The organism is Desulfovibrio sp. MES5, from assembly GCF_002237645.1.
Classification (GTDB): domain Bacteria; phylum Desulfobacterota; class Desulfovibrionia; order Desulfovibrionales; family Desulfovibrionaceae; genus Desulfovibrio.
Window position 1 is genome coordinate 93,776 of sequence record NZ_MJUZ01000050.1, and the last position, 20,636, is coordinate 114,411.

Annotated in this window: 13 protein-coding genes and 1 pseudogene; 1 reads left to right on the forward strand and 13 read right to left on the reverse strand. The window is 50.0% G+C overall.

All coding sequences use genetic code 11. The features are described from left to right. Window positions 1-725: 725 nt before the first annotated feature. From drmC to BCS36_RS13080, 10 genes are all read right to left on the reverse strand, one after another. A complete protein-coding gene (drmC, locus tag BCS36_RS13035; protein ID WP_291303306.1) occupies window positions 726-1,505 on the reverse strand; it encodes a DISARM system phospholipase D-like protein DrmC in 780 nt (259 codons plus the stop codon). Further along, window positions 1,498-3,345, reverse strand: a complete 1,848-nt coding sequence (gene drmB, locus BCS36_RS13040; RefSeq protein ID WP_291303307.1) for a DUF1998 domain-containing protein — start codon at window positions 3,343-3,345, stop codon at window positions 1,498-1,500. Before drmB ends, drmC begins: the two co-directional genes overlap by 8 nt. Then, window positions 3,342-7,208: a DISARM system helicase DrmA gene (drmA, locus tag BCS36_RS13045; protein ID WP_291303308.1), complete on the reverse strand. Its 3,867-nt coding sequence runs from the start codon at window positions 7,206-7,208 to the stop codon at window positions 3,342-3,344. The genes drmB and drmA overlap by 4 nt, the downstream gene beginning before the upstream one ends. 65 nt (window positions 7,209-7,273) lie before the next feature. Beyond that, window positions 7,274-11,221: a type IIL restriction-modification enzyme MmeI gene (locus BCS36_RS13050; protein ID WP_291303309.1), complete on the reverse strand. Its 3,948-nt coding sequence runs from the start codon at window positions 11,219-11,221 to the stop codon at window positions 7,274-7,276. Between the two features lie 6 nt (window positions 11,222-11,227). Beyond that, entirely contained in the window at window positions 11,228-14,398 is a 3,171-nt protein-coding gene (drmD, locus tag BCS36_RS13055; RefSeq protein WP_291303310.1) for a DISARM system SNF2-like helicase DrmD, read from the reverse strand. Window positions 14,399-14,424: 26 nt separating this feature from the next. Further along, the gene (locus BCS36_RS13060; protein ID WP_291303311.1) at window positions 14,425-15,483 is read right to left on the reverse strand and encodes a DNA cytosine methyltransferase; all 1,059 of its coding nucleotides are present in this window, start codon (window positions 15,481-15,483) and stop codon (window positions 14,425-14,427) included. Window positions 15,484-15,516: 33 nt separating this feature from the next. After that, window positions 15,517-15,729 carry a helix-turn-helix domain-containing protein gene (locus BCS36_RS13065; protein WP_291303312.1) on the reverse strand — a complete coding sequence of 71 codons (213 nt, stop codon included), beginning with the start codon at window positions 15,727-15,729 and terminating at the stop codon, window positions 15,517-15,519. A gap of 127 nt (window positions 15,730-15,856) precedes the next feature. Continuing rightward, window positions 15,857-16,177, reverse strand: a complete 321-nt coding sequence (locus BCS36_RS13070; RefSeq protein ID WP_291303319.1) for a thermonuclease family protein — start codon at window positions 16,175-16,177, stop codon at window positions 15,857-15,859. Then, window positions 16,102-16,260 (reverse strand): hypothetical protein, encoded by a 159-nt coding sequence (locus BCS36_RS13075; RefSeq protein ID WP_291303313.1) that lies wholly within the window; start codon window positions 16,258-16,260, stop codon window positions 16,102-16,104. Before BCS36_RS13075 ends, BCS36_RS13070 begins: the two co-directional genes overlap by 76 nt. Continuing rightward, on the reverse strand, window positions 16,257-16,430 hold the full coding sequence (locus BCS36_RS13080) for a hypothetical protein (protein ID WP_291303314.1): 174 nt from the start codon (window positions 16,428-16,430) through the stop codon (window positions 16,257-16,259). The genes BCS36_RS13075 and BCS36_RS13080 overlap by 4 nt, the downstream gene beginning before the upstream one ends. A gap of 56 nt (window positions 16,431-16,486) precedes the next feature. Here BCS36_RS13080 and BCS36_RS13085 point away from each other — a divergent pair. Continuing rightward, window positions 16,487-17,167: pseudogene (locus BCS36_RS13085) on the forward strand (IS1595 family transposase). A gap of 132 nt (window positions 17,168-17,299) precedes the next feature. Here the strand turns inward: BCS36_RS13085 and BCS36_RS13090 are convergent. The 3 genes from BCS36_RS13090 to BCS36_RS13100 form a co-directional block, all read right to left on the reverse strand. Next, entirely contained in the window at window positions 17,300-17,677 is a 378-nt protein-coding gene (locus BCS36_RS13090) for a hypothetical protein (protein ID WP_291303315.1), read from the reverse strand. Next, window positions 17,652-19,628, reverse strand: a complete 1,977-nt coding sequence (locus BCS36_RS13095) for a MobA/MobL family protein (RefSeq protein ID WP_291303316.1) — start codon at window positions 19,626-19,628, stop codon at window positions 17,652-17,654. Before BCS36_RS13095 ends, BCS36_RS13090 begins: the two co-directional genes overlap by 26 nt. A gap of 308 nt (window positions 19,629-19,936) precedes the next feature. After that, the coding region (locus tag BCS36_RS13100) for a hypothetical protein (protein WP_291303317.1) at window positions 19,937-20,636 on the reverse strand (700 nt) is incomplete at its 5' end.

The following is a 20,636-nucleotide window of genomic DNA, read 5'->3' on the forward strand; positions in this document are numbered from 1 at the left end:
TCAGACTGTTTAAATAAACAACTGCGCACTGGTTGTGCCACCATTGGCAGTGGCTGTCCATGCCTGGCATCACATGAATGTGATGCTCCTTACCATCTCCCTGTCCCCGTCATTTGAAATAATGGGAGGCATCACCACCAGATATGCCAAAATACAACTTCATTTCTGGCCGCAATTCATATTCGGGCATCATTTTGTGGGCTTCAGTCGCGTGACTGTACTACCCAAAAGGGGATGCTTACAGGGCAGAGTGGGGCGAATTTGCCCACAACGAAAAAAGCTCTCACGATTTCTCGTAAGAGCTTGATTTTCTGTTGGCGTCCCCAAGGGGATTTGAACCCCTGTCGACGGCGTGAAAGGACAGCCTCTGAAATTGTTAATTCAATTATTTAGCAATGTTAGAGTGCATCCAGATACATCAAAAGACATCCGCATACACCCCGAACTAACCCCCTCCCTAACCCCCACACACGGCGCACCGTGGTCTATCAAAAAGAGTCGCCTTATCTCCTGTCTGGCGATTTGCCGCCACAGTGGCGGGGGAATCCCCGTCGACCGGCTACCGTACATCAGACGTCTGAGTATAATACGCCCTGCGACTTGCCGATTATGACGCCTTGCCACATACAGCGGCTCTGGCGGTAAATGAGAAATGCCTGTATCCACAAATATCTCAAAAGTTTTTCACGCAGGCAACACCAATAGACGCAATCTTAGAATCTTAGCTATACCTGCTCTATGATTTTAGTGGAAATTAAGGCTTCCAGGTGCTGGTGAAGTTCGATCGGCAAATTGCCACCTTTGACCAAAACACCAAGCTCCATGTTTCGTTCCATAGCCGCAGCAGTCAAGTTCGCACTGGTGATAAAAGCCAACTCTTCATCTGCCACAGCACATTTCGCATGAACAGCACCAGATATCCCGTATGAGCCCGTGCCTTTTTTACCAGAAATCCATGTGTAAATGCAGACTGAAGGAAGAGCTTTTTTCATTGCACTGATTGAATCATGATTGGATACTCTGCCACCATGCATACTTGATGCTTCTAAAAGTATATTAATATGAACTTGTCGGCCAATTGCATTCTTAAGCGCTGCTATAATGGAGGCAACGTCATATGCTACAAAACTGACAAGAAATAATCTACGTTTTGCATAGTTAATCACTTCACAAAGCACCTGCTCAGTATGCCTTACTGGAATTTGCCCTGTAGAAGGCCCTGTCCAAACCATTTCAACAGCGCCACGACTCTCACGAAGTGTGGCTGTAGCAGAAGCACCCCTAAGTGCCGCTGCCACATCGCACGGAGCAGTACCCTTACTGTTATTCCACGCTTGATCAAACCGACCTATTAAATCTTTGTCTGCATTTGGGCCAAAACTTGATTTTAGCAGAGCAAATTGTTCCACTGACCCAAGCGTATTTATTTTATTTGCAATGACTGCTATCCGGTCTGGGTGCAGCTCTAAACCAAGTTCTGCAATCACAGCTAGAAGATCATCCATTGTCTCCCCCAGCTGCATTAAAAAAAGCTGCATCTTCGACTTCAAACGTACGAATAAGCAATGCTCTATCCAGATAGCGATTGCCACGCTCGCAAGATGTTTCTGCAACAAACGTGCACGCATGGCATGACGCCGCATGCAGGGAGCGATCAACACCAGGATCATGTTTTGAGCAAAGTGGGTCTGAAGAGCAAACCGTCGCTCTCCCCAAGGCCTGTTCGATCAATCTGCCAAGGCTCTCAGGTTTGCCGAGTTCAACAAGCCCTCCGAGAGTTCCATCAGAATCGGCCGCCGCTGTATAAAGGAGTATTCCTGCCATAGGAGCACCGCTCCCGCTTGTGGCATAAATGCGTTCGCGAATGCTTGCGGCGTTGTAACCACACTCAAGGGCAAGCTCCCGAATAAGAAGGTGGGCAAAAGTATGCAACATGGCGTACCGGATCCCAGGATATCCTTCGTCTGGATTTAGGCCTCGAGCGTTCCGCCATCCGCGATGCCCAGCTTCCAGCATGCGACTTCTAGCTTGAACGGAATCTTTGTTTTCCCATGTGACCAAAGCGGCTTCATTAAATCTGATAAAAATTCCTTCTCCATGCACTTCGCTTGCGGGCACCCAATCGGGCCTAGTCCTAGACAATGAAGCCATCGGCGGGCGCTCGTCCGAGTCTGCGGATTCCTCTGGAGCTTCAACGCGGGTATAGCCAATTAAGGCGTTTACCTCGCGGAGTCGTTCTAGGAGCACCACGTCTGCTAATTGAGAACGGTAGAGTTCCGGTACCTCGACCTTGCTGCTGAGAAAATGCGGCCACTCCGTTGGGGGGGTATCCGAAGTCAAAACATTCCATTCAGGCTCTTTAATATCACCTTCTGAAACGACTGCCGTGTTTGTTCTGCCAGCCTTTCTGTCTTCAATGGCCCTCCAGACATCTTGGGGATCCCACTTGTCGATACCCGGCAGGCTGCCACTCTTTATCAGTGTTTTTATTATTGCCTTTACTTCATCCACGGACTCGGCATCAGAAAAATACGTCCAGCCGTCCGAAAGCAACTGCTCAAGCTGATTTTTCTCCAAGGGGATAGCTAGAACGGATAGCGTAATGGGAAACCAGCCATTGGTTGCCCCTAAAAGAATGGTTCGGGGCTCCTCAGGGCATTCTTCATAACTATTGAGGTGCGGATGCCTTCCCCTACACGCAGGAAGATTATCTTTCGCGTCTTTACCAAAGGCGTGAACCAACGAGCGGGCGGCATTGCACGTATCACATTTAACCCAAAGGTTTTCCGTCTGAAGTGATGCTCCTCTTTCAAAAAAGCGCAATGTCCCCTTGCACTCAGACGGCCCGCCATGCACGAACCAATGCCATGGGAAATCATCTAGGTGCCCATTTCGGCAGGCAAGCAAAAAACGGGCAGGAACAGCATCCGAGTTTTTTCCTTTTTCGCAATCTGAATGGACAAAATGGGTTTGCTCTGGACGATAGGGATTTGCTTTTATGTCAAATAGCCCCGAATCATACTCCGCAAGCAAGCCACATTTGACACATCTGAGCCAGCGCGGGAAAGGACGAACCGGAACCCCGATTTTGCCTTCCGCAGACAATGGATCAACAGTATCTTCCCTGATAAACGGCGGAATACGTAAGCGCTGCACTTGTGGCCCAAGAATGCGCTGAACAGCGGCAAGGAGGCGCGCTTCTTCCACGGGCGGGCAATATTCTGTGATCCAACGATCCAAGCCCATTGTCACTACGGACAGGTTCGGTAGGTCTATCAATGCGCCAGGGCCATACGTCCAAAGCAACTGGCTGGGACGTACCTGACCAACAACATACGAACTCATATGCCACCTCCGTTGCCTTGAGGCTTCGGCTTCCATGACGGAGGCTCTGTTGAATATTTTGCTGCATCCATAATTAGCTGAACGCCAGGTTCAACCTCTCGCATCGAAAGGGGCACAGTAAATTCATCCCATGCGGAAGCTCCAGGCCTTTTTAGAAGGGGGGCAAGATCTCCTTGCCTACGTTCAGTTTCGTAGCCCAACCTGCGCCCTGCCTTGATAGCCTCTTTAACCCAGCGGTCTATCCTATCGGCGGTCATTCCTTCCGCAAGTATACGCGCGGCTTTGTCTTTGACCTTCCAGGCGCGCTCGGCGATTGCTTTACGTGTTTGCAGTGCTTCCGCTTTGCCTGAGTTATCAAGGGACTGAGCGCCTGGGTTGGGGGTCAAACAGTCGTTTTCCAGCCGCAGCAGGCTCACCATGGTGCCGGTCAGGCCGCGATCCAGCGCTCGAGGCGCGAAGGGAGTAACAGACTGCGCTTCAACATGCTTATAAAAAGTTGCGTGATAGTGCTCAAAAGTTTCGTAATGGGACAAATCGCGTGGCCTTGACCACGTCAACACCGTGCAGACCAAGCCAGGGAAAGAACGCCCAACCCGACTGGTTGCCTGGATATATTCCGCCGTATTTTTAGGCTGGCCATTGACCACCATCAAGCCGAGACGGTTGACGTCAACGCCGACAGACAGCATGTTTGTCGCCAGCACAATGTCGATGGCCCGAGTCTCTCCCTTTGCCCATGTTTGCTTATATTTAATTTCTAGCTGGTCCAACTTTTTGGGGATATCTTTGTTTGAGACTCGCGACGTAAGCTCATCGACGTTGCGCACCGAGCGCTGCTTTAGCCCTGGCCGTTTCACGTCACTCATTTGGACACGATACGCACGCGTCTGCACATCGTCTTCAGCCAAGCGACGCATACCACCAAGTTCGCGGAGCGAATTGAAATAACCGACAAGGGTCATATACGGATCGGCGGCTTCGCCGAAATACTCAAACAGCGCTTGCGCGGCAGTCAGTAAGGCGACATAAACCCGGATCAAAACCGCAGGGCGAGAACTGCCTGGCGAGCAGATTCCCATATAAAGCCGACCTGGTTTGTTTTCGACGGAACGCTGAACAGAAAAAAAGTTATCCTCCACATCAAGCCCATGGGGCGGAAATACGGAAACCTTTCTGAGGAAAACGTTGTTGACTTGTTCATCCGCCTTGCGGACAGTGGCTGTGGAGGCGATAACTTTGGGCCGTACAGCTTTACCGTTCAGCGTCCAGGTGGAGAGTTCATCCACAGCCGTTTCATACAAGCCCACCATGGTTCCTAATGGCCCGCTAATCAGGTGAAATTCGTCCTGTATGATCAAGTCCGGCGGACGAATCGGCAGTATATCTTGCACCTTTACTGCGGGCAGGTTCCCCTTGGCGTTATGCGTTCCGCCACATTCAGCTTCAGGCCAAATCAGGCCATGCCGTGGGCACTCTTTGTTCACCTTGCCGAAAAGTGTACGGACTTGCCCTCGCCATGCCATCATTGCAAACTTATCCACGGTAGCAATGAGCATAGAGGGTGGTCTGTGATAGATCTCGTCGTCTACCACCAACACCGGCAGCCCTGTGCTGGACTTGGCCCGGCTGAAATCGCAACGCCCATATTTATCGCCGCAGTAGATGGATGTTCTGCCTACTTCTCTATCCACCTGAATATCGCGACCGGGCGCTATTTCAGAGCCGCACCAGGGGCAAGTGGTTAACTGGGCGGGAGTTGAGCCGGTTCCGTACTTGCCATCACGTTCTTTTTCGATTGCGACGTGACTTTCTTCCGTGCTGTTCGGCGTAACCCGCTGGCCAACCCAGAGGCCAATAGTAAAGGGTTCTGTGCCCCAAATAGCTGGCTCATCGCGCCGCAGCACTTCCATGGCGCAGATAAGCGCGGTGGCACGCTGAAACTGCTGCAATGTCAAAAGGCGCAGGGTATAGCGCATGATAACCGCAAGTCCGCGACTACCATCCAAGCCCCCCATGCTCCCCTGGAGACGCCGAATGCCCATGGTGAAAGCGGCTACACCCAAATAGGCTTCTGTCTTACCACCGCCCGTGGGGAACCACAGCAGGTCGGCAAATGCTTCCAGTGGTTGGGTACGGTCTTTGTGGGCCGGGTTGGCCAAAGCAGGAATGGAAAGTAAGATGAAGGCCAGCTGGAAAGGCCGCCATGACCTGTTTTTCCTCACATTGAAGGTTGAAATATCGTTTGTGTCGCCGCGGCGTTTGGCGAGCGTGTACGTGGTGCGGATGCGCTGGGAGGCCATTACTTTGTTCGCAAACCGAAATGCCGTCAAAGCCTGTTCATTGGTTGCGAGAGTATGAATCCCTTCTTGCAGCCGTTCCAAAATAAGTGAGCAGCGCTCCATGGCTTCCGTCGCCGAATTATCGTACCCAACGAGTGTTTGGCCAATGCGGCTTCGTTCTTCGGCAATCCAAGCGGCGTAATCGTCCGTCAGGATATTCAGGCCTGCGACTAATTCATCTTGGCTAAGTGCCGCAAGCTGTTCCATATCCAGCAAGCCTTCTTCAATCATGCGGCGCATGGCGGGCCGATCGCCGGGTTCCATGCCCGGTGTTTCCGTGACCTGGACTTCGTACTCCGGAAGAACCGCCGTCTTGATTTCTGTCGCCCGTTCAGGATCGGCTTCAGATACAACGGCATGCACAGAAACGCCGTGGCCGACGGCAAATTCTACCCGCTCCCGATAAATCATCTCCAACGCGGCTCGTTCTTCATCAAATTCATCAGCCCTCAACAAAGGACGCCGACGAAAGATTGCCTCCCCATCAACATCACGCACCAATAGTTCCGGCTGGAATATCCAGGCTTGATCTTGGTTTTGCTTGGGCAACTCTTGCGCATTAACCAGAAAGAGACTCACAAGCCTGTCACCGTTTTCCAGAGGCTCGCTGACCGAGCCTTGAATGAAAACGGAGGGGCAGTCGGAATCAATTAATATGGGGCCTATGGTATTTTTATGCAGTGAAACAACGGTGGAACCACCTGAAGGGAATCGCTTCCAGCAGCGCCGAGTTTTGCCGGTTTTCTCATCTTCCTGCTCGCTCTGCGTGCGTTCGTAGCGGCCCCAGGAAACAACAAGTTGAAAATTCTCAAGGTCGCCATCAACACAGAAGGTAAATCCTAAAGATGAAGGCACCAAAGATTGGTTGTCGGCAGCGCTGATTTCTCTTTCTTCGTCATCGTCAGAATCAGCCGCCGGAATTTTATCGCGGGGAATATGATCGTCATTCACATATGGGCGAAGATCTGGAGGGGTCTCTCCATCGGGAGTCTCTTCTTCAGCAAAAGGCGCAGGGGCAGAAAACTCTGTTGCAGGCGACATTGGAGCCAGCTTGCCAACAAGGTAGCGATCGCGGACGCTCATGCCGACAATTTCTTCGTATGGGCCGCCAGCTGGGCCATACAAATCATTAACAACGGCAACTTGAAGTAGTTTCCTGACGTATGCTTGTTCTTCGGGCAGTTGTCCAGAAATCACTGGTATGGCATCTAGGGCAAGGCCATAATGAAGTTGCAAAGCGGATTCAAGGGTCGAATACTCAACCCTATGTAACTGTAATTGTGAATTTTGAATGGAGATAGAAAGATCGGTGAGCGTTTTTTGTTGGGGCATTGTGTGTATTTTATCAAAAAATAGAATAGCTTCATTAAAATGCTTTTGGATTCGATAAATACGCGCACAAGACATTACAATGAAATTCAATGGGGAGCAGATCAGCAGAAAATCTCCATCGCAGATAGTTGCATATTCATTTAATGCAATTTTCGCATAAAAACCATGGTGGCAGTCATATGTGTCAGACATGACAATCCATACATTGGGAGCACCACCTTGGCATGCATTGTTTTTATGCTCAGAATTTTGCATTTTTATTCTTCCTCATAGTACACGCGGTTAAGCTCAATGAGACGGCGGTTGGCTTCTGACAAAGAAGATGGTAATAGCGTATACGTCGATACTTCTTTGTCATTCTTAGCGATTGAACGAACAAAATCATATTCACATTTTATATCATCCCATCCGTAGGCACTGCAAAAGCTTCTATCAATTTTTGCCAATAGAGCCCGTAAGTGTAAAATAATATCTGTAGATATTTTATTATCGCTAAAATGATTGATTATTTGCGTTAAACCAATGCCATCATATTTAGCTGTTGAAACAAGAAGATCGTTGAATTCCTTGGCGGCATTTATGCCGTTCGCATCAAGCCGTATCTTTGGAAGAGGGAATTTATTAACAGCTTCTTGTATAGATAATGTCAGCCTGCCTTCAAGCCGTCCTCCAGAAAAATTTTCAAGCCACAATCTGAAGAAACTACTCAAACATATTGTATGCATGTCTTCACGCAAAAACTCAATTAAGAGGACTTTATTGGTGTAAATCCACCCAGACGGAGCAAGCATACAAATTGGGTACTTTGTGACTTTAGAATACGCAATAAAATGTTCCTGCTTGCGCAATCTACTAATTTGAGCCGCACGAGTATTCCAAAATTGCCACCAACGGTCGTAAAGCCCCTTATAGCTCTTTAATGCTTCAGGAGTGCGCGTTGGTTGTACAACTTTAACCAGGAATCTATGAGCAACAGGCCATTTTTGAGCTATTTCTTCCAGGCTGCGGTCCGCAATATCTAGCGCCCAACGCTCAATACGAGTCAGAGCTGAACTGGTGATGTCATCACCAGTAATATAAGGGCGCAGTAAAGAGTTTTTTTCTGACTTCAACTGGTCAAACCAGGGACTCTGGGACGTTATTACAAACGCCAGCCCCTTGCTGTTATTTACACCTTCAAAGCTAAAGACGGCATTTTTAAGTTCTTTCACTTTCCAAGTATTTAATTCTTCAGGCTCAAGCCGTTCGCCAATCCGCGAACACTCTTTCCCATTCGCGAGTTTTAGCCCTCGCCAATTACCCTTGATAAAAAATATCATTGCAATAATGACAGCCGCCTTGCCAGGCCAGGCCAGGCTTTTTACGGAGCAATATATATTTCCGAGAGCTACAATCCGAGCAAGCCCAACAGACAACGCGCTGCCCTCTGAAATATTATTGGTGGCCAGCATTCCATATGTGCCGCCATCCCGGAGCAACTGAACCACCCGGCGATGAAATACCACGCTGAGATCAATTTTCCCTGGAGGCTCCAACAGCACCATCTGCACGATCTGCTGTAATGAATCCCCATGGATTTTTTTCCACAGTCTGTTGCCCAAAAATGGGGGATTGCCAATGACAGCGTTGAATCCACCAGATTCAAATACTTCTGGAAACTCCAGAGGCCAATGGAGAGAAGGCTTAGCCCAACTGGCATGCGGTATAATGCCGTGCGTGTGGGAGTTGGCTTCAGCTTTGGAGCCATCTGCTATATAAGTACTGATTGTGGCAGCTAGAGCATTCAGTCTGGAATCAATATTTCGACTTTTCCCGTTGCTTTTCAGCACTTCTCCAAGCATGGCATTAGCAATATTTTCCGCCTGTAGAAGCAGCTTTCTTGCTTTTTGATCCAACCGGCTCATAGTCTCTACATCATGGATGTCCCGAATTTGAATGGCGCGAAGTTCTTTGCGCAGCTCTATCGCGTCCTGAACGGCGTTCTTTATTTTCTGTCCAAAAAGGCGAATCTGGTATTGCCCGGAATCAGGCGTCATTGTTAGGTAAATGAGCTGGTCGAGCCTATGAATGCCGAGCAAACTATCACCGGGGCGAAAATTGTGATCCAAAAAACCAAATGGCCGCCCTTTGGCCAAAGTAACAAGCCAGATAGAAAGTTTGGCCAGTTCAACCGCTAATGGGTTGATGTCCACCCCATACAGGCAACGTTCGGCAACAAGACGCTTCGCTATCGTCAGGCGCTCGTCATTTAACAAGGACATCGGCTCTGCGCCATCAAGGCTGTCGCATATTTCGCCGTCGATAGTAATTTTTTTGCCGTTCTCCTCCGCGTGCAGCCACGCTTCAACCAGCCGCTCGCCCAAATAACGACAAGCCTGCACGAGGAAGGCTCCAGAACCCATAGCCGGATCACAGACCTTAAGATCAAGGATTTCTTGCGGCGATTTCAGCACCCATTCTTCCCGAGGCTTGCCGTCTGACGGTCCGCTGTACACAATTGGTTCTAGCGTTGTGCTTACAATGCTTTCAGTAAGTGATTTTGGAGTATAATGGGTGCCGGTTTCGCGTCTATCCGCGCCCAGCGTAACCATGAAGGAATTCGCACGGTAAATAATGGGATCTTCCCAGGCATCGGTTCGCAGCAAATTTGTGAATGGCTGTATCCGTTCGGCCAGTTCCATATCACTGCCGCACACGCCTATGACTTTGCTGAAAAGATACTCATCCGCCAATTTTTCCAAATCTTTTTTGATCGCGGATACGCTTCTCCCGGTTATTTCCCGGATACGCTTCACCAGATCAGCCGCGCCATCCATGCGCACAGACTCAAGTTCAGCCAGAGTAATGTTGGGATCCTTAGCGCTTTGCGTGCCCTGCAAGCCCAGCGTGACCTTGGGCACACGTGCCACGGTATGTTCCAGTAAGCCTTCGTATACATGGCCTATTTGCTCGACGTCCAAAGCCCGATAGGAAAGCAGCAAGGCTCCTGTGGACTGCTCAAGGATTTGCAATGAATTCAGTAGAAGCAGAACAGTGCGGTTGTCTATGGGCAAGGGAGAAGCCGGAACATCACGCCAACGTGTTCCTTTAGCGCGACCTTCCAGAAACGGAAAGCGATCTGGATCAAATAGGGAGCCACCCAAAGCTGGGAGCCGCAGGTTTTCGTGCTCAATGCCTCCGTACACTCCCCTAAAAATGGCCAATAACCGAGCCCAGGCATCATGCCTCCGCTCAAGTATTTCCGGCGTCTCTCCGCTGAGTTGCCCGCGTAACGTCGATACCGCATAGCATTGATCATAAAGCGGATCGCCTGACAGCAGCAGCCCACGTTCTTCAGCGCACAGGATAAAAACCAGGCGCATCATGACGGTCAACCCTGCTTCATAGAGTTCTGCCGGTGGCACATCTCGCAGCAACTCGCGGTTACGATCTTCATCCGCCTTATCAAGGCACTGGATAAGCACTTCCACTGCTCGGCGCACCTGAGAGCCAAGGGTATCTGTGACTTCTTCCTGGTGCTTGAGAGACTCCTCCAGCAACGCCTCCAAGGTTGTTTCCGCCGGGCCGAAGCAGCGTCGGACGCCCAGCAGAGAGCGAAACGCCTTCAGGGTGAGGGGCTCTTGAAACCATAAACGGGCATACCACGAAGCATGGCCAGAGGTGGAACCTTCCGGAGCATTAACCAGCATCCAACGCTCGCCGTTGCTTAGTAAGCCCAAACGCACACCATGCGCCCTGCAAAGAAGCGTCATGCGTTCAAGTAGTGACGCTGGCCATCCATCATTTTGCCCACTGGACTCAAGATTGGTGTCGGGAGGGAAAATTGCAATGAAGAGGCGAGGCTTTTCATCACCTGGGGCATGAATAAGCCAGTCGGGGGAAAATATCCCTGTATTCTCCTGAGATGATACGCTGGGTAATTCCTCTACCCAGTCAGCAGCGGAGACCAAAGATTCGCTATCGTATTCCAGTAAGTCCGTAAGCACCAGGCGGATCCATGCTTGGTGCAACTGGGGCAGAAGCGGATCCTCTTCGTTTACGGCATCGCGCCATTCTTCATAGGCTGCTCTCAACTCTCGTCGCCTTGGGGTTTCGACAGCATCCAGGCCTTGCGGGAAGGTGCTTTCCAAAACAGAAGCCGCTAAAAATGGGCCAGAAATCTCAATAAGCGAGCGCCATTCCAGGTGTTGTGCTGTGTTGCGCATGGCGTTTTACACCTTTCCGGCTTGGGATTGTGGGATAAGAAAAACGACTGCCACAGGGAAAGTCCGGTCTACCGGGTCAGCATAATGCTTTTGTATAGCCGCTTTTTCCTTCTCCCGTTCTTCGGGGATACGGGCCAGCCTGGATCTAAGCGCCTGGCTGTCTTTTTTGATTTGATTACGTTCTTCCGGCGACAAGCCGGGAAGATAAAGTTGTCTTGTTGCTTGTTCTTCCTGCAATTCTCTGCGGATAGAGCGTTCAAGGTCGCTGAGGATGCTCATCACATCCTCCACCTCGCCCCCCATCCGCCGAATGAGCGTATTGCTCAGGTATTGCAGGCGATCCCTTGAACGTGCTTCCACAGCCGCCATCACCGCGTCTTCATGTCTTTCAAATCTGTCCTTCATGGCATCGAAAAGAGCCTGCCCAGGCTTAAAAGGGCGGGCCTGATTCATGAGGGAATCCAGTTTTCCGACTTGAGTGATTCGGCTGAAAGCATTGTGCTTCAGCTCTCCACCCGCAAGCGTGAGTTCTTCATGTAGACGGTGGTGACTGCTTCCGGTAATCACCAGGCGTGACCAAATAGCCACGGCAGGGCCGCCCAGCTCATTATCAGGCACCGCCCGAAAGGCTACTCGATGCAGTTGCTTGATGTCATCCAACTTCCATATTTCCTCGCGCAGCAGGCGGAGGCTCATCTGAACCAAGGGATGGTTAAGGTGAACCAAAACAATGTCATCCCTGCCTTTGGCCACATCATGGTCAAAGGTGATGGGCCGACGAATCTTGGTATGCGGATGCTCCAGGCCTTCCACGGTTCTTTTCCATGAGCCTGTTAGGATCGGCATGTCAAACACGGAACCATCAGGAACGCCAGAAAGCATTGCTGGTTTGAGCGCCGGTTTTTCGGCGAGATCTAAAGCGACGTTGACGGCGCGGGCAATATGTTGGGGAGAAAGATGGAAGTCGTTTTTTGCCTCCATAAGCTTGCTGTGCAATCGAGCTATGCGTTCCTGCAAGCGCTTTTCCGCCGCTATGAATTTTTTGGCTTGGTCAGCTTTGGCTTCCGCCGCTGTGGTGTCCATCTGGCTGCGCTTGCCGAGCATGGCCTCTTCAATCTGCTTTGCTATGACCGGGCCAACGCTTCCAAGGTCTTCGCGGATCTTGCCGATTTTGAGGACAGCACGCATCAAGTATTCGTGATCACCCCTGATGTCTCCAGGCTTAGTGGCCACGTCTTTTTGAGAAAATCCTTTCCCTACAGGGTGCCAAATAAAGACACTACTCTCTTTCTGCCCATGCCGGTCAATCCGCCCGTTACGTTGTTCCATCACGTTTGGATTCCAGGGTATCTCAATATGAATCAGATAATTACAATGATTCTGCAAGTCGATGCCTTCTGAAGCGGCATCCGTAGCCAACAGAATCCGTACAGGCGAATCTTTGGGCGAAGCCTGAAAAGCGGCCTTTACCATTTCTCTTTCTTGCGTATCCATTCCGCCATGCAGAGACATCAAACGGTCGCCAGCATATCCATTGGCGGCCAATATTTGATTAAGCCACGCATGTGTGGCGCGGTATTCCGTAAACAGTATGACGCGCTTATCATTCCACTGGCCATTGCTTTTGAGGTGGTTCTCCAGCCAGGCCAAAAGGCTTTTTGCTTTGGAGTCCGCGCGATTTTTGCTTGTCTCCGCCCAAGCCGTAAGCTGATCCAGCATCTGGCGTTCACTTGCTGAAAGCGACGGAGTGAGTTCGCCAATAACCTCCACTGCCTCGTCAAAGGACTCCTCCACCAACCCATCGTCGGAATACTCTTCTTCAGTCTTCAAGATGGCTTTACGCAGGATACGTTCATCCATAGCGTCCCTGTCGCGGGCTGGCTTAGGTTTTTTCAGTGTTTCATAATGCTTGGCCAGCGTGAGCGCGAAAGCAAGGGGAGACGAAAAAAGCCGTTTTTTCAAAAGCATATTGACGAAGTCGGTTCCATACTCGAAACGCGTCCCCTTGACGCTAATGGAGCGTTCGGCGGTATACGCCCTTAACAACTCGTGGATTTTCTTTTCTTCTTCAGAATATTCGACCTCAAGCGCTTCTAACTTTCGCTCTGGAAACAGTGGATTGCCGTCGGCATCTTTGATGTCGCTCTTAAGGCGACGCACCATAACTCGTTGTAGCTGTTTCTCGTCCGGCATAACCGTTCGTGCGAAACGTTGATCATCCAACAATTCCAAAAGGGAAGTGAACGACTCTTGATAGCCATTGTGCGGGGTTGCACTCAAAAAGAGGTGATGCGTGAAATGCGGAGCCAGAATCCTGATTAGGCGGGTACGCTGGCTTTCCAGCGCATACTTGGTGGCTGCGGCAGGCGCGATATTGTGCGCTTCGTCCACGACCAAAATATCAAATTTTCGTGGATAAGTGACGTGATGCGGCAACGTGTCCTTTAGGAGTCTGAGGCCCTCGCCACTTTTCATCCAGTCCATGGAGGCAATAAGGCGCGGATATGAAGTCCACGGGTTTATGTGGATTCCGCGCTGCCTGCGTAGCTTCTTGACATATTCGGTATCAACGATGTGAAATTCCAGACCGAATTTTTCCTGCATTTCGGTCTGCCATTTGACTTGCAGGCTTGCGGGGCAGACGACAAAAACGGTTCTGGCCCTGTGCCGGACGAGCAACTCTTGAATAACCAAACCGGCTTCAATTGTTTTCCCCAGCCCGACATCGTCTGCGATCAGAAGATTGGCCCTGGCCATATCAATAGCTCGAACCAAAGGGTCAAGCTGGTAATCCTCTATAGCGATTCCGCTGCGGAAAGGGGCTTGTAGGAAGGAACGATCCGCGTTGGTGATGGCTCCCCAGTTGACGGCGTCAAGAAAGGCCTCCAAGTGATCAGGATCGTCCCATCCCGTAATTGACGGAAGACCTGCCTTTTCCAAAACCTTGGCCCCTGGTTCCAGTTGCCAAATAACTTGAATCTCTTCGCCTAGCGAATCTTCATCAAGAGAGGATAGGCTGACAAGGTGTTGTGCGCCATTTGTGGGGGAAGGCAAAGAGCCGCTCGAAACTTCTGAAACAACCCATTGGCGGCGACGAATTTCGACAAGTTGGCCTGGCTCAGGAATGCTACTGAATCCAACGGTATCACTTCGCGCGCCTGAGCTTGTTATGGCCATAACCCGTGGCTCCCTGTCCTTTACATTTAGTTTTGGAACGTACTCGCAACATGCGAAAGTAAGCTTCTACCGATAACTTCTCCCAAAGTGACGGGAACAGCGTTTCCAATCAGTCTTCCAATAGACTTTTGGTGGATAACTCCATCATGAGGCACAAACGCGTAATCAAGCGGGAAACTCTGCAAAATTGCGCCCTCGCGCAAAGATATAGCCCGATTTTGTTCCGGATGCCCAAATCTTCCATTACCAAAACCAAAAAATTGCGTCGTCATGGTTGGTGCCGGAGCATCCCACTCCATGCGCCCATAAACGCCAGGATAAGTCTTGCCCGACTCTTTCTTATGGCAGTCGGCGACCAAGTCTTCAGGCCAGTCTCGCCATGTACCGCCGGGCCGGGAGGCCTTGATACGTTTCAAGTTGGTCGCGGAGAGCGAGGAGCTTTGGTGTAAACGGTCTAACGGGTGACTTGTACCGGCTTCAAGAGACGGAAGCGATCCGATGGCTTCTTTTACCGTCATCACGCCCCCCCCAAATTCGGCAGGAGAAATCAGCGAGAGGTCTCCGCCTAACTTGGATGCGAGAAGAACAAGACGGTTGCGGTGTTGGGGAACACCATATTTAGAGCAATCAACAACCTGGTATGAGACTGCGTAGCCATTATTTTCCAGGCTCGTAAGAAATTCGCTAAATACATTTTGCTCAATTAAACGCGGCACATTTTCCATCGTTACCAGCTCAGGCTGAATAGCATCAACGAGTCGCGAGAACTGACGCAAAAGCCACCAGCGTTTGTCAGATTCTTTCGCCTTCTGATTATATAAAGAAAATGTTTGGCATGGAGCACAACCTGCAAGCAGGCGAATGCCACTCCTCTTTTTATAAAATTTACTGACATCAGAAGAAGCTAATGCCTCAACGTCTTTTAATAAAAATTTGGCTTTATTATTCGTCGTATATGGATATTCGCATGCGGGATCAATATCTACGCCAAGAAGAACATTAATACCTGCCTTCAAGAGCCCATGGGTAAGCCCTCCCGCGCCACAAAATAAATCAACGGCATAGATTTGCCGTTTTTTCTTCATATTGCTTTTGTCTTGATGTTTTGAACCCATTCTTCAAAACCTATCTTTCTTTTTGTGAGACTCAATAAGTGTCCCACCGGATTCAACCCATGCATCAACTTGGCTTTTTTTAAATTTCCAAAGGCGTCCCATACGGTGGGCTGGCATGGCATGTCTATTTATCCATTTGTAAACGGTGTCATTGCTGACCCCAAGATGTTTACAAATCTCAGAAATTGACAACCAACGGTCTTCAGCGTCCGGCATCACTCAGTTCCTTGATTTTTGGCTGAGGTTATGGCGCATATTATTATTGCATATCATAGACAGCCGAAAAAAGCAATTTGCAAATGATATAAGCCGATATTTACCGATATGAACCGATTTAAAAAGATCATCTTTTTTGTCTCCTCCACCCCCAGGGGGGAATCGGCGTTTCATCCCGCCATAGCCCGCGCTTTTCTCTTTGGGCAGCTTCTTCCAGCTCTTCCCACTCCCGACAGAACGCCTGTTTGCAGTAGCGTGGCCAGACCCAGGCCAGGCCTTCGGACACAAGCCGTTCTTGCAGACTTGCGCCATCCGGCAGAATGACGACGCCCACAGTGCGGCCATAGCGGTCATTCCCAAATTCCTGCACGTCTACGATTTTTCCGTAACAGAGGCGGCTTGTCGTTTGAGATGCGCGGTTGCTCCAGGCTTGCTTCTTTTCGGGCAGTCTATGCCGTGCAGGTGGATTTTTATCGGCTGGCGCTCATCGCGCAGGACTGTGATGGTGTCGCCGTCGCTCAGGCCGATCACCTTGCTCGGCCTGGCGTTGGCTGTGCTGAATAAAGAACCAACTGACTATCGGCCTCTTCCATACGCAACTGGCGGTCTGCCGCCTGTTCCGCAACAGCGTCGGACGTGCCAGTTGTAGGTAGCGAGGCCATGTAGCGGTCAATCTTGCGGCGGCTAGACAGTATCGTCAAATTATAAAAAGGGTCTTGCCTAGTTGAGCCATTCATGATTGGCTTCAAAGCTAGGTATGCCAATGAAAAACAAGTATGCAATTCGTTCAAAAATTTCTGAGGCCAAAATCCGGCAAATCGTGAGACTGTTTGCCGTTGACCTGGATGCCTTGCAAGTTGCGTAAATCGCAGGTGTTAACCGAAATACCGCAAACAGGTATTTGGCTGCATTTCGCGAACGCATTGCCCATTTTTGCGAGGCAGAATCTCCTGTAAAGGGAGAAGTTGAGGTTGACGAAAGCTACTTCGGCGCTCGCCGAGTTAGGGGCCTTCGAGGCCGTGGAGCCAGAGGAAAAACTATTGTTTTTGGCCTGTTCAAACGAAATGGTCGAGTCTACACAGAGGTTGTCCCCGACTGCTCAAAGGCTACGCTCCAGGGCATAATTCGTGGTCGGGTAGAGCTCGAAAGTATTATCTACTCTGACGGTTGGCGCGGCTACGATGGCCTTGTCGACTTGGGGTATCAGAAGCACTTCAGAGTGCAACATGGCAACAATGAATTTGCCAATAAACACTCACATATTAATGGCATTGAAAGCTTCTGGGCCTTCGCAAAAACGCGTCTCGTGCGCTTTAGAGGGTTGGCAAAACACACATTTTACTTTCATTTGAAAGAATGCGAATTCCGATTTAACCATAGAAACGAGGACCTTTACAAACTCGTCCTCAAAATGCTCAGGGAAAAACCTCTCTGCTAGGCATGACCCTATAAAAATAGAGTAGTCTTTTAAGCGATGTCCTGCTTGTTAAAATGAAGCTTCCCAACTAATTGATTTATATTAACTTTGATCGGCGCAGATCACAGGCCAAGCCCAGCTTTGCCGGGGGTATTATGAATCTACCTCCAAACTCGGCGCTTCAGCATCCAGTCGGGCAAAACCTGTAAGGGCGCGGCTCAGGTTCCTGTCCCTGAGAAATTTGTGAGCTGTAGATATAATCCGTTCTCTCAGCTCAGGGGCGGCGTTCCTGTATCGGGCTTCAACCATGATGCCCCAGGCAATAAGTTGCCCATCACGTTCTTTGCGGGCCTCTTTATTCAGGGCTGCTTCTTTTTGAGCCAGCTTCTCTTTTTGGCGTTGCAGAAGGGCCTTTCTTTCCTCAAGAGTTTTGCGAGGAGGCATGGAAGCTGTGGGGCTGTTGCAATCCGTTTGATTATCCTTGTTCATAAATAATATTTTATAGTTATGGTGTGAAGTTGCTGTGTACATTATCGATAGCAGTGTCTTCAGTATTGTCTGGCGCATCCTCTGCGGAGTCCGGCTCAAATGGTTCCGGGGCGTCAAGATTTACCCGAATCACGCCATTACTCTCTATCCATCGGCGCGGTTGGGGCTCCGCAGAATTTATGCTACATATGCCGGAGCTGCGCGGGGGATTGGGCTCAGGAATCCTTGGTGTATTAATGGGGGTTACCGTACTTCTCTGGGCAAGCCATTGCGCTATGAATTGGGCATCAATGCTGTCTGTGACCATGTAAATTTCATTAATCGTGCGCTTGCATACAGCAGAGAAATTGATGCAGGATATTTTGAGTAGTTTTAGGCGTATTTCCTTCAGGTAATCCTGAATATACTGTGCATTTCTGCAATCAACAGCCGCCAGAATTTCCTGTTGGATATCCTGACTGACCGCAATGATATTCTTGGCCTTTTCGTCAATAGTAATGAGGCGCGCTGAAGGTGACGGGGTGGAGAATAACAGCGCCTGATGGATGGCCTGCGCGTTAACCCTGCCCACGACATTGAAGATTTCTCTAGTAATATGATCATGTTCCATCATGCATTCAATACAACGTGCCTTGAGACGCTGGAAGCGGTGCTGTCGAATACCATTTTCAAGACAGCGCAAGTTGGCTACCTCAACAAGAAGATGGATATTTTCGTGAATTTCCCTGGAAATGCTGATGCAACAGTGAGCCAGCGCTTCTAGGGGCGCTACTCGCTCGTTTCGGTTTGCGTGGGTAGCAGAAGCCGAACGGCCGTCTTCAACAACGCGTGGTCTTGTTCCAGAACTTCTTTCAAGACAGCACAAGTTTGCTGCCTCAACCAGCACATGGATATCATCGTGAATTTCCCTGAAAGTGCTGACGCATCTGCGTGCCAGCGCTTCCATAATTGCTACTCGCTTGGTTTGTCTTGTGCGGGCAAAAGGAGTCGAACGTCCGTCTTCAGTTGGGCGTGGTCTTGCTCCAGCGCTTCCAGGCGTGCCACCACCGTCTGTATAGAATGGGATGGCGGTATTTCCCCCTTTCCCATTTTCTGGAGTTGAGCTTTTACTTCCACCAGTTCCTTGTGTACCAAATCCATAACCACCAAAGCCTGGCCCCAATCGTTGCTGGCCTCCTCCTGTACTAATTTCCTCAGATAGCTCGCTATCTGAGGCTCCATGTTTTTGAGTTCCCTCTGTACATTCTCTGCCACTTCCATTTTCCAAACGCCTGACATTTTCAATCTCCTGCTGCAGTTGTAAAATTTCAGAATTATTTTTCTGAATTTCCTGGTTGAGTGTGCCGCGCTCTGTTTCCAAACCTCGGCGAACCATTGTTGTTGCCGCAGAACCCACATGGATTTGCGGCAATGCATCAATTCCCTGATCTTTAAAAGAACGGTGATCTATTATTTCTCCGTAAAACTGGAGAAACTCGTTGCAGAAATCCGCCCATTTTTCGCGAATACGCAAAAGATGCGTCTTTCGCGTTTTTAGATCGTCAAGCTCACGGGTTTTTGCGCCCAACGTCCCCTCCTGCGAATAGCGGCGAGTCGTAAACATGGCGTGCAAGTGCGGATTTTCCTGTGGGTCGTTTTTGTCTTTTCTGTGCATGCAACAGTCCACCGCAACCTGATATTCCTGAGCAAGCCAGTGGCAAAACTGTGCCGCAAGCTTGAACCGCTCCTCCTTGGTCAGCTCTACAGGAATGGCCATATCCATTTCACGGGCCAAGGTTGAGTTTTTCCGCGTTTCGGTTTTTTCGGCCATCAGCCATAAGTCCTGCCTGTCAATAGGCGGTCTACCTTCAGGCACAAAAACCTGTCGCGCCACCACCCCTTGCTTGCGCCGAAAATCGAACACACGACCATCAGCAGCCGTCAGACGAGAAGCAGCCCTGTAAGCAGCGGCAGCTACCGCGCTTCTGCCGTCTGCACGGCTGATGGTCTGCATGTGAAGATGATAAATCGCCACAGCCTACCCCCGACAGCCGTTGTGCATTTCGCATCGCGGGGTCGAGGGGCGCAGCCCCCGCGCACGCAAACCGCGAAGCGTGTTTGCATAAGTGCGCCCTTCGGGGATCTTCGTCAGCAAAGAAAATTTTGGGACATAAAAAAGCACTGTACGCCCTCCATTTGGCAAGAGCGTACAGGCGCTGTTCTGCTATTGCACCTCTTTATGGCGTAAAGAGTAGTGTGCAAAAAAGATGAGGCCCACAGGCGCATGCTTCTGTGGGCCTCATTTGAGAAACGAAGGTATATTTATATGAGTTTCAGGCGAAAAGACTTTTCTGGATCAAGGAGCTTTTTATGCGTTTGCTTGCGCTGTATGCCAGCAGCCTTCTGAAGGATGATTTCGGCATAATCGACGATGCCTTTCCATCCATCGCGACCGCCTTTTAGGGTCTCATTTTTAATGGCCTTGTCAATTCTCACAACGCCATCAAGCTCTTCGGGAAGAGTGAAGGATGACATTGCCAGCCATAAATGGGCCACGGGCTTGAAGGGTGCCCAGTAGTTTTTGATCAGATTGTCGGCTGAAGGGCAGGAAAGCTCTTTACGTTCTTCAAAAGGCATCTTTATAAGCGTCTGGTTTAGACTTTCCGCTACTGATTCCAGAGTAGCTTCTGTTTGCAAGGCACCCATAAGAATATTCCCGGCCAACATTCCCTGCCACGCTCGCGACTGTAATGAACCATCACCACTATTAGGGAAAGAAGCTTGCGTGAGTATATCGCAATATGTGGAGTGAGTACCAAAGGTCTCTTCAATTATAGCCTTCATGATCTCCAGGTAAGTTTTTGAGTTTTGCTGTTCCAGTTCCTTGAGCGCCGTTTTTATGGCGAGCGCCTGATAGCGTATTCTGTGCCCATGCTCGCTTGCACGGGGGAAAACCATGTGGCTATAGATGAAAGAGCCGCAAATTATGTCAATGCCGTTCCCATAATCATTCTCGTAGCAG

Bases quoted from the DNA above. Each gene is read 5' to 3' on its own strand.
- BCS36_RS13065 (WP_291303312.1), bottom strand. From the start codon at position 15,729: ATGCCGGACGCTGAAGACCGTTGGTTGTCAATTTCTGAGATTTGTAAA.
- drmC (WP_291303306.1), bottom strand. From the start codon at position 1,505: ATGGATGATCTTCTAGCTGTGATTGCAGAACTTGGTTTAGAGCTGCAC.
- drmB (WP_291303307.1), bottom strand. From the start codon at position 3,345: ATGAGTTCGTATGTTGTTGGTCAGGTACGTCCCAGCCAGTTGCTTTGG.
- drmD (WP_291303310.1), bottom strand. From the start codon at position 14,398: ATGGCCATAACAAGCTCAGGCGCGCGAAGTGATACCGTTGGATTCAGT.
- BCS36_RS13050 (WP_291303309.1), bottom strand. From the start codon at position 11,221: ATGCGCAACACAGCACAACACCTGGAATGGCGCTCGCTTATTGAGATT.
- BCS36_RS13090 (WP_291303315.1), bottom strand. From the start codon at position 17,677: ATGTACACAGCAACTTCACACCATAACTATAAAATATTATTTATGAAC.
- drmA (WP_291303308.1), bottom strand. From the start codon at position 7,208: ATGTCTGACACATATGACTGCCACCATGGTTTTTATGCGAAAATTGCA.
- BCS36_RS13095 (WP_291303316.1), bottom strand. From the start codon at position 19,628: ATGCAGACCATCAGCCGTGCAGACGGCAGAAGCGCGGTAGCTGCCGCT.
- BCS36_RS13060 (WP_291303311.1), bottom strand. From the start codon at position 15,483: ATGAAGAAAAAACGGCAAATCTATGCCGTTGATTTATTTTGTGGCGCG.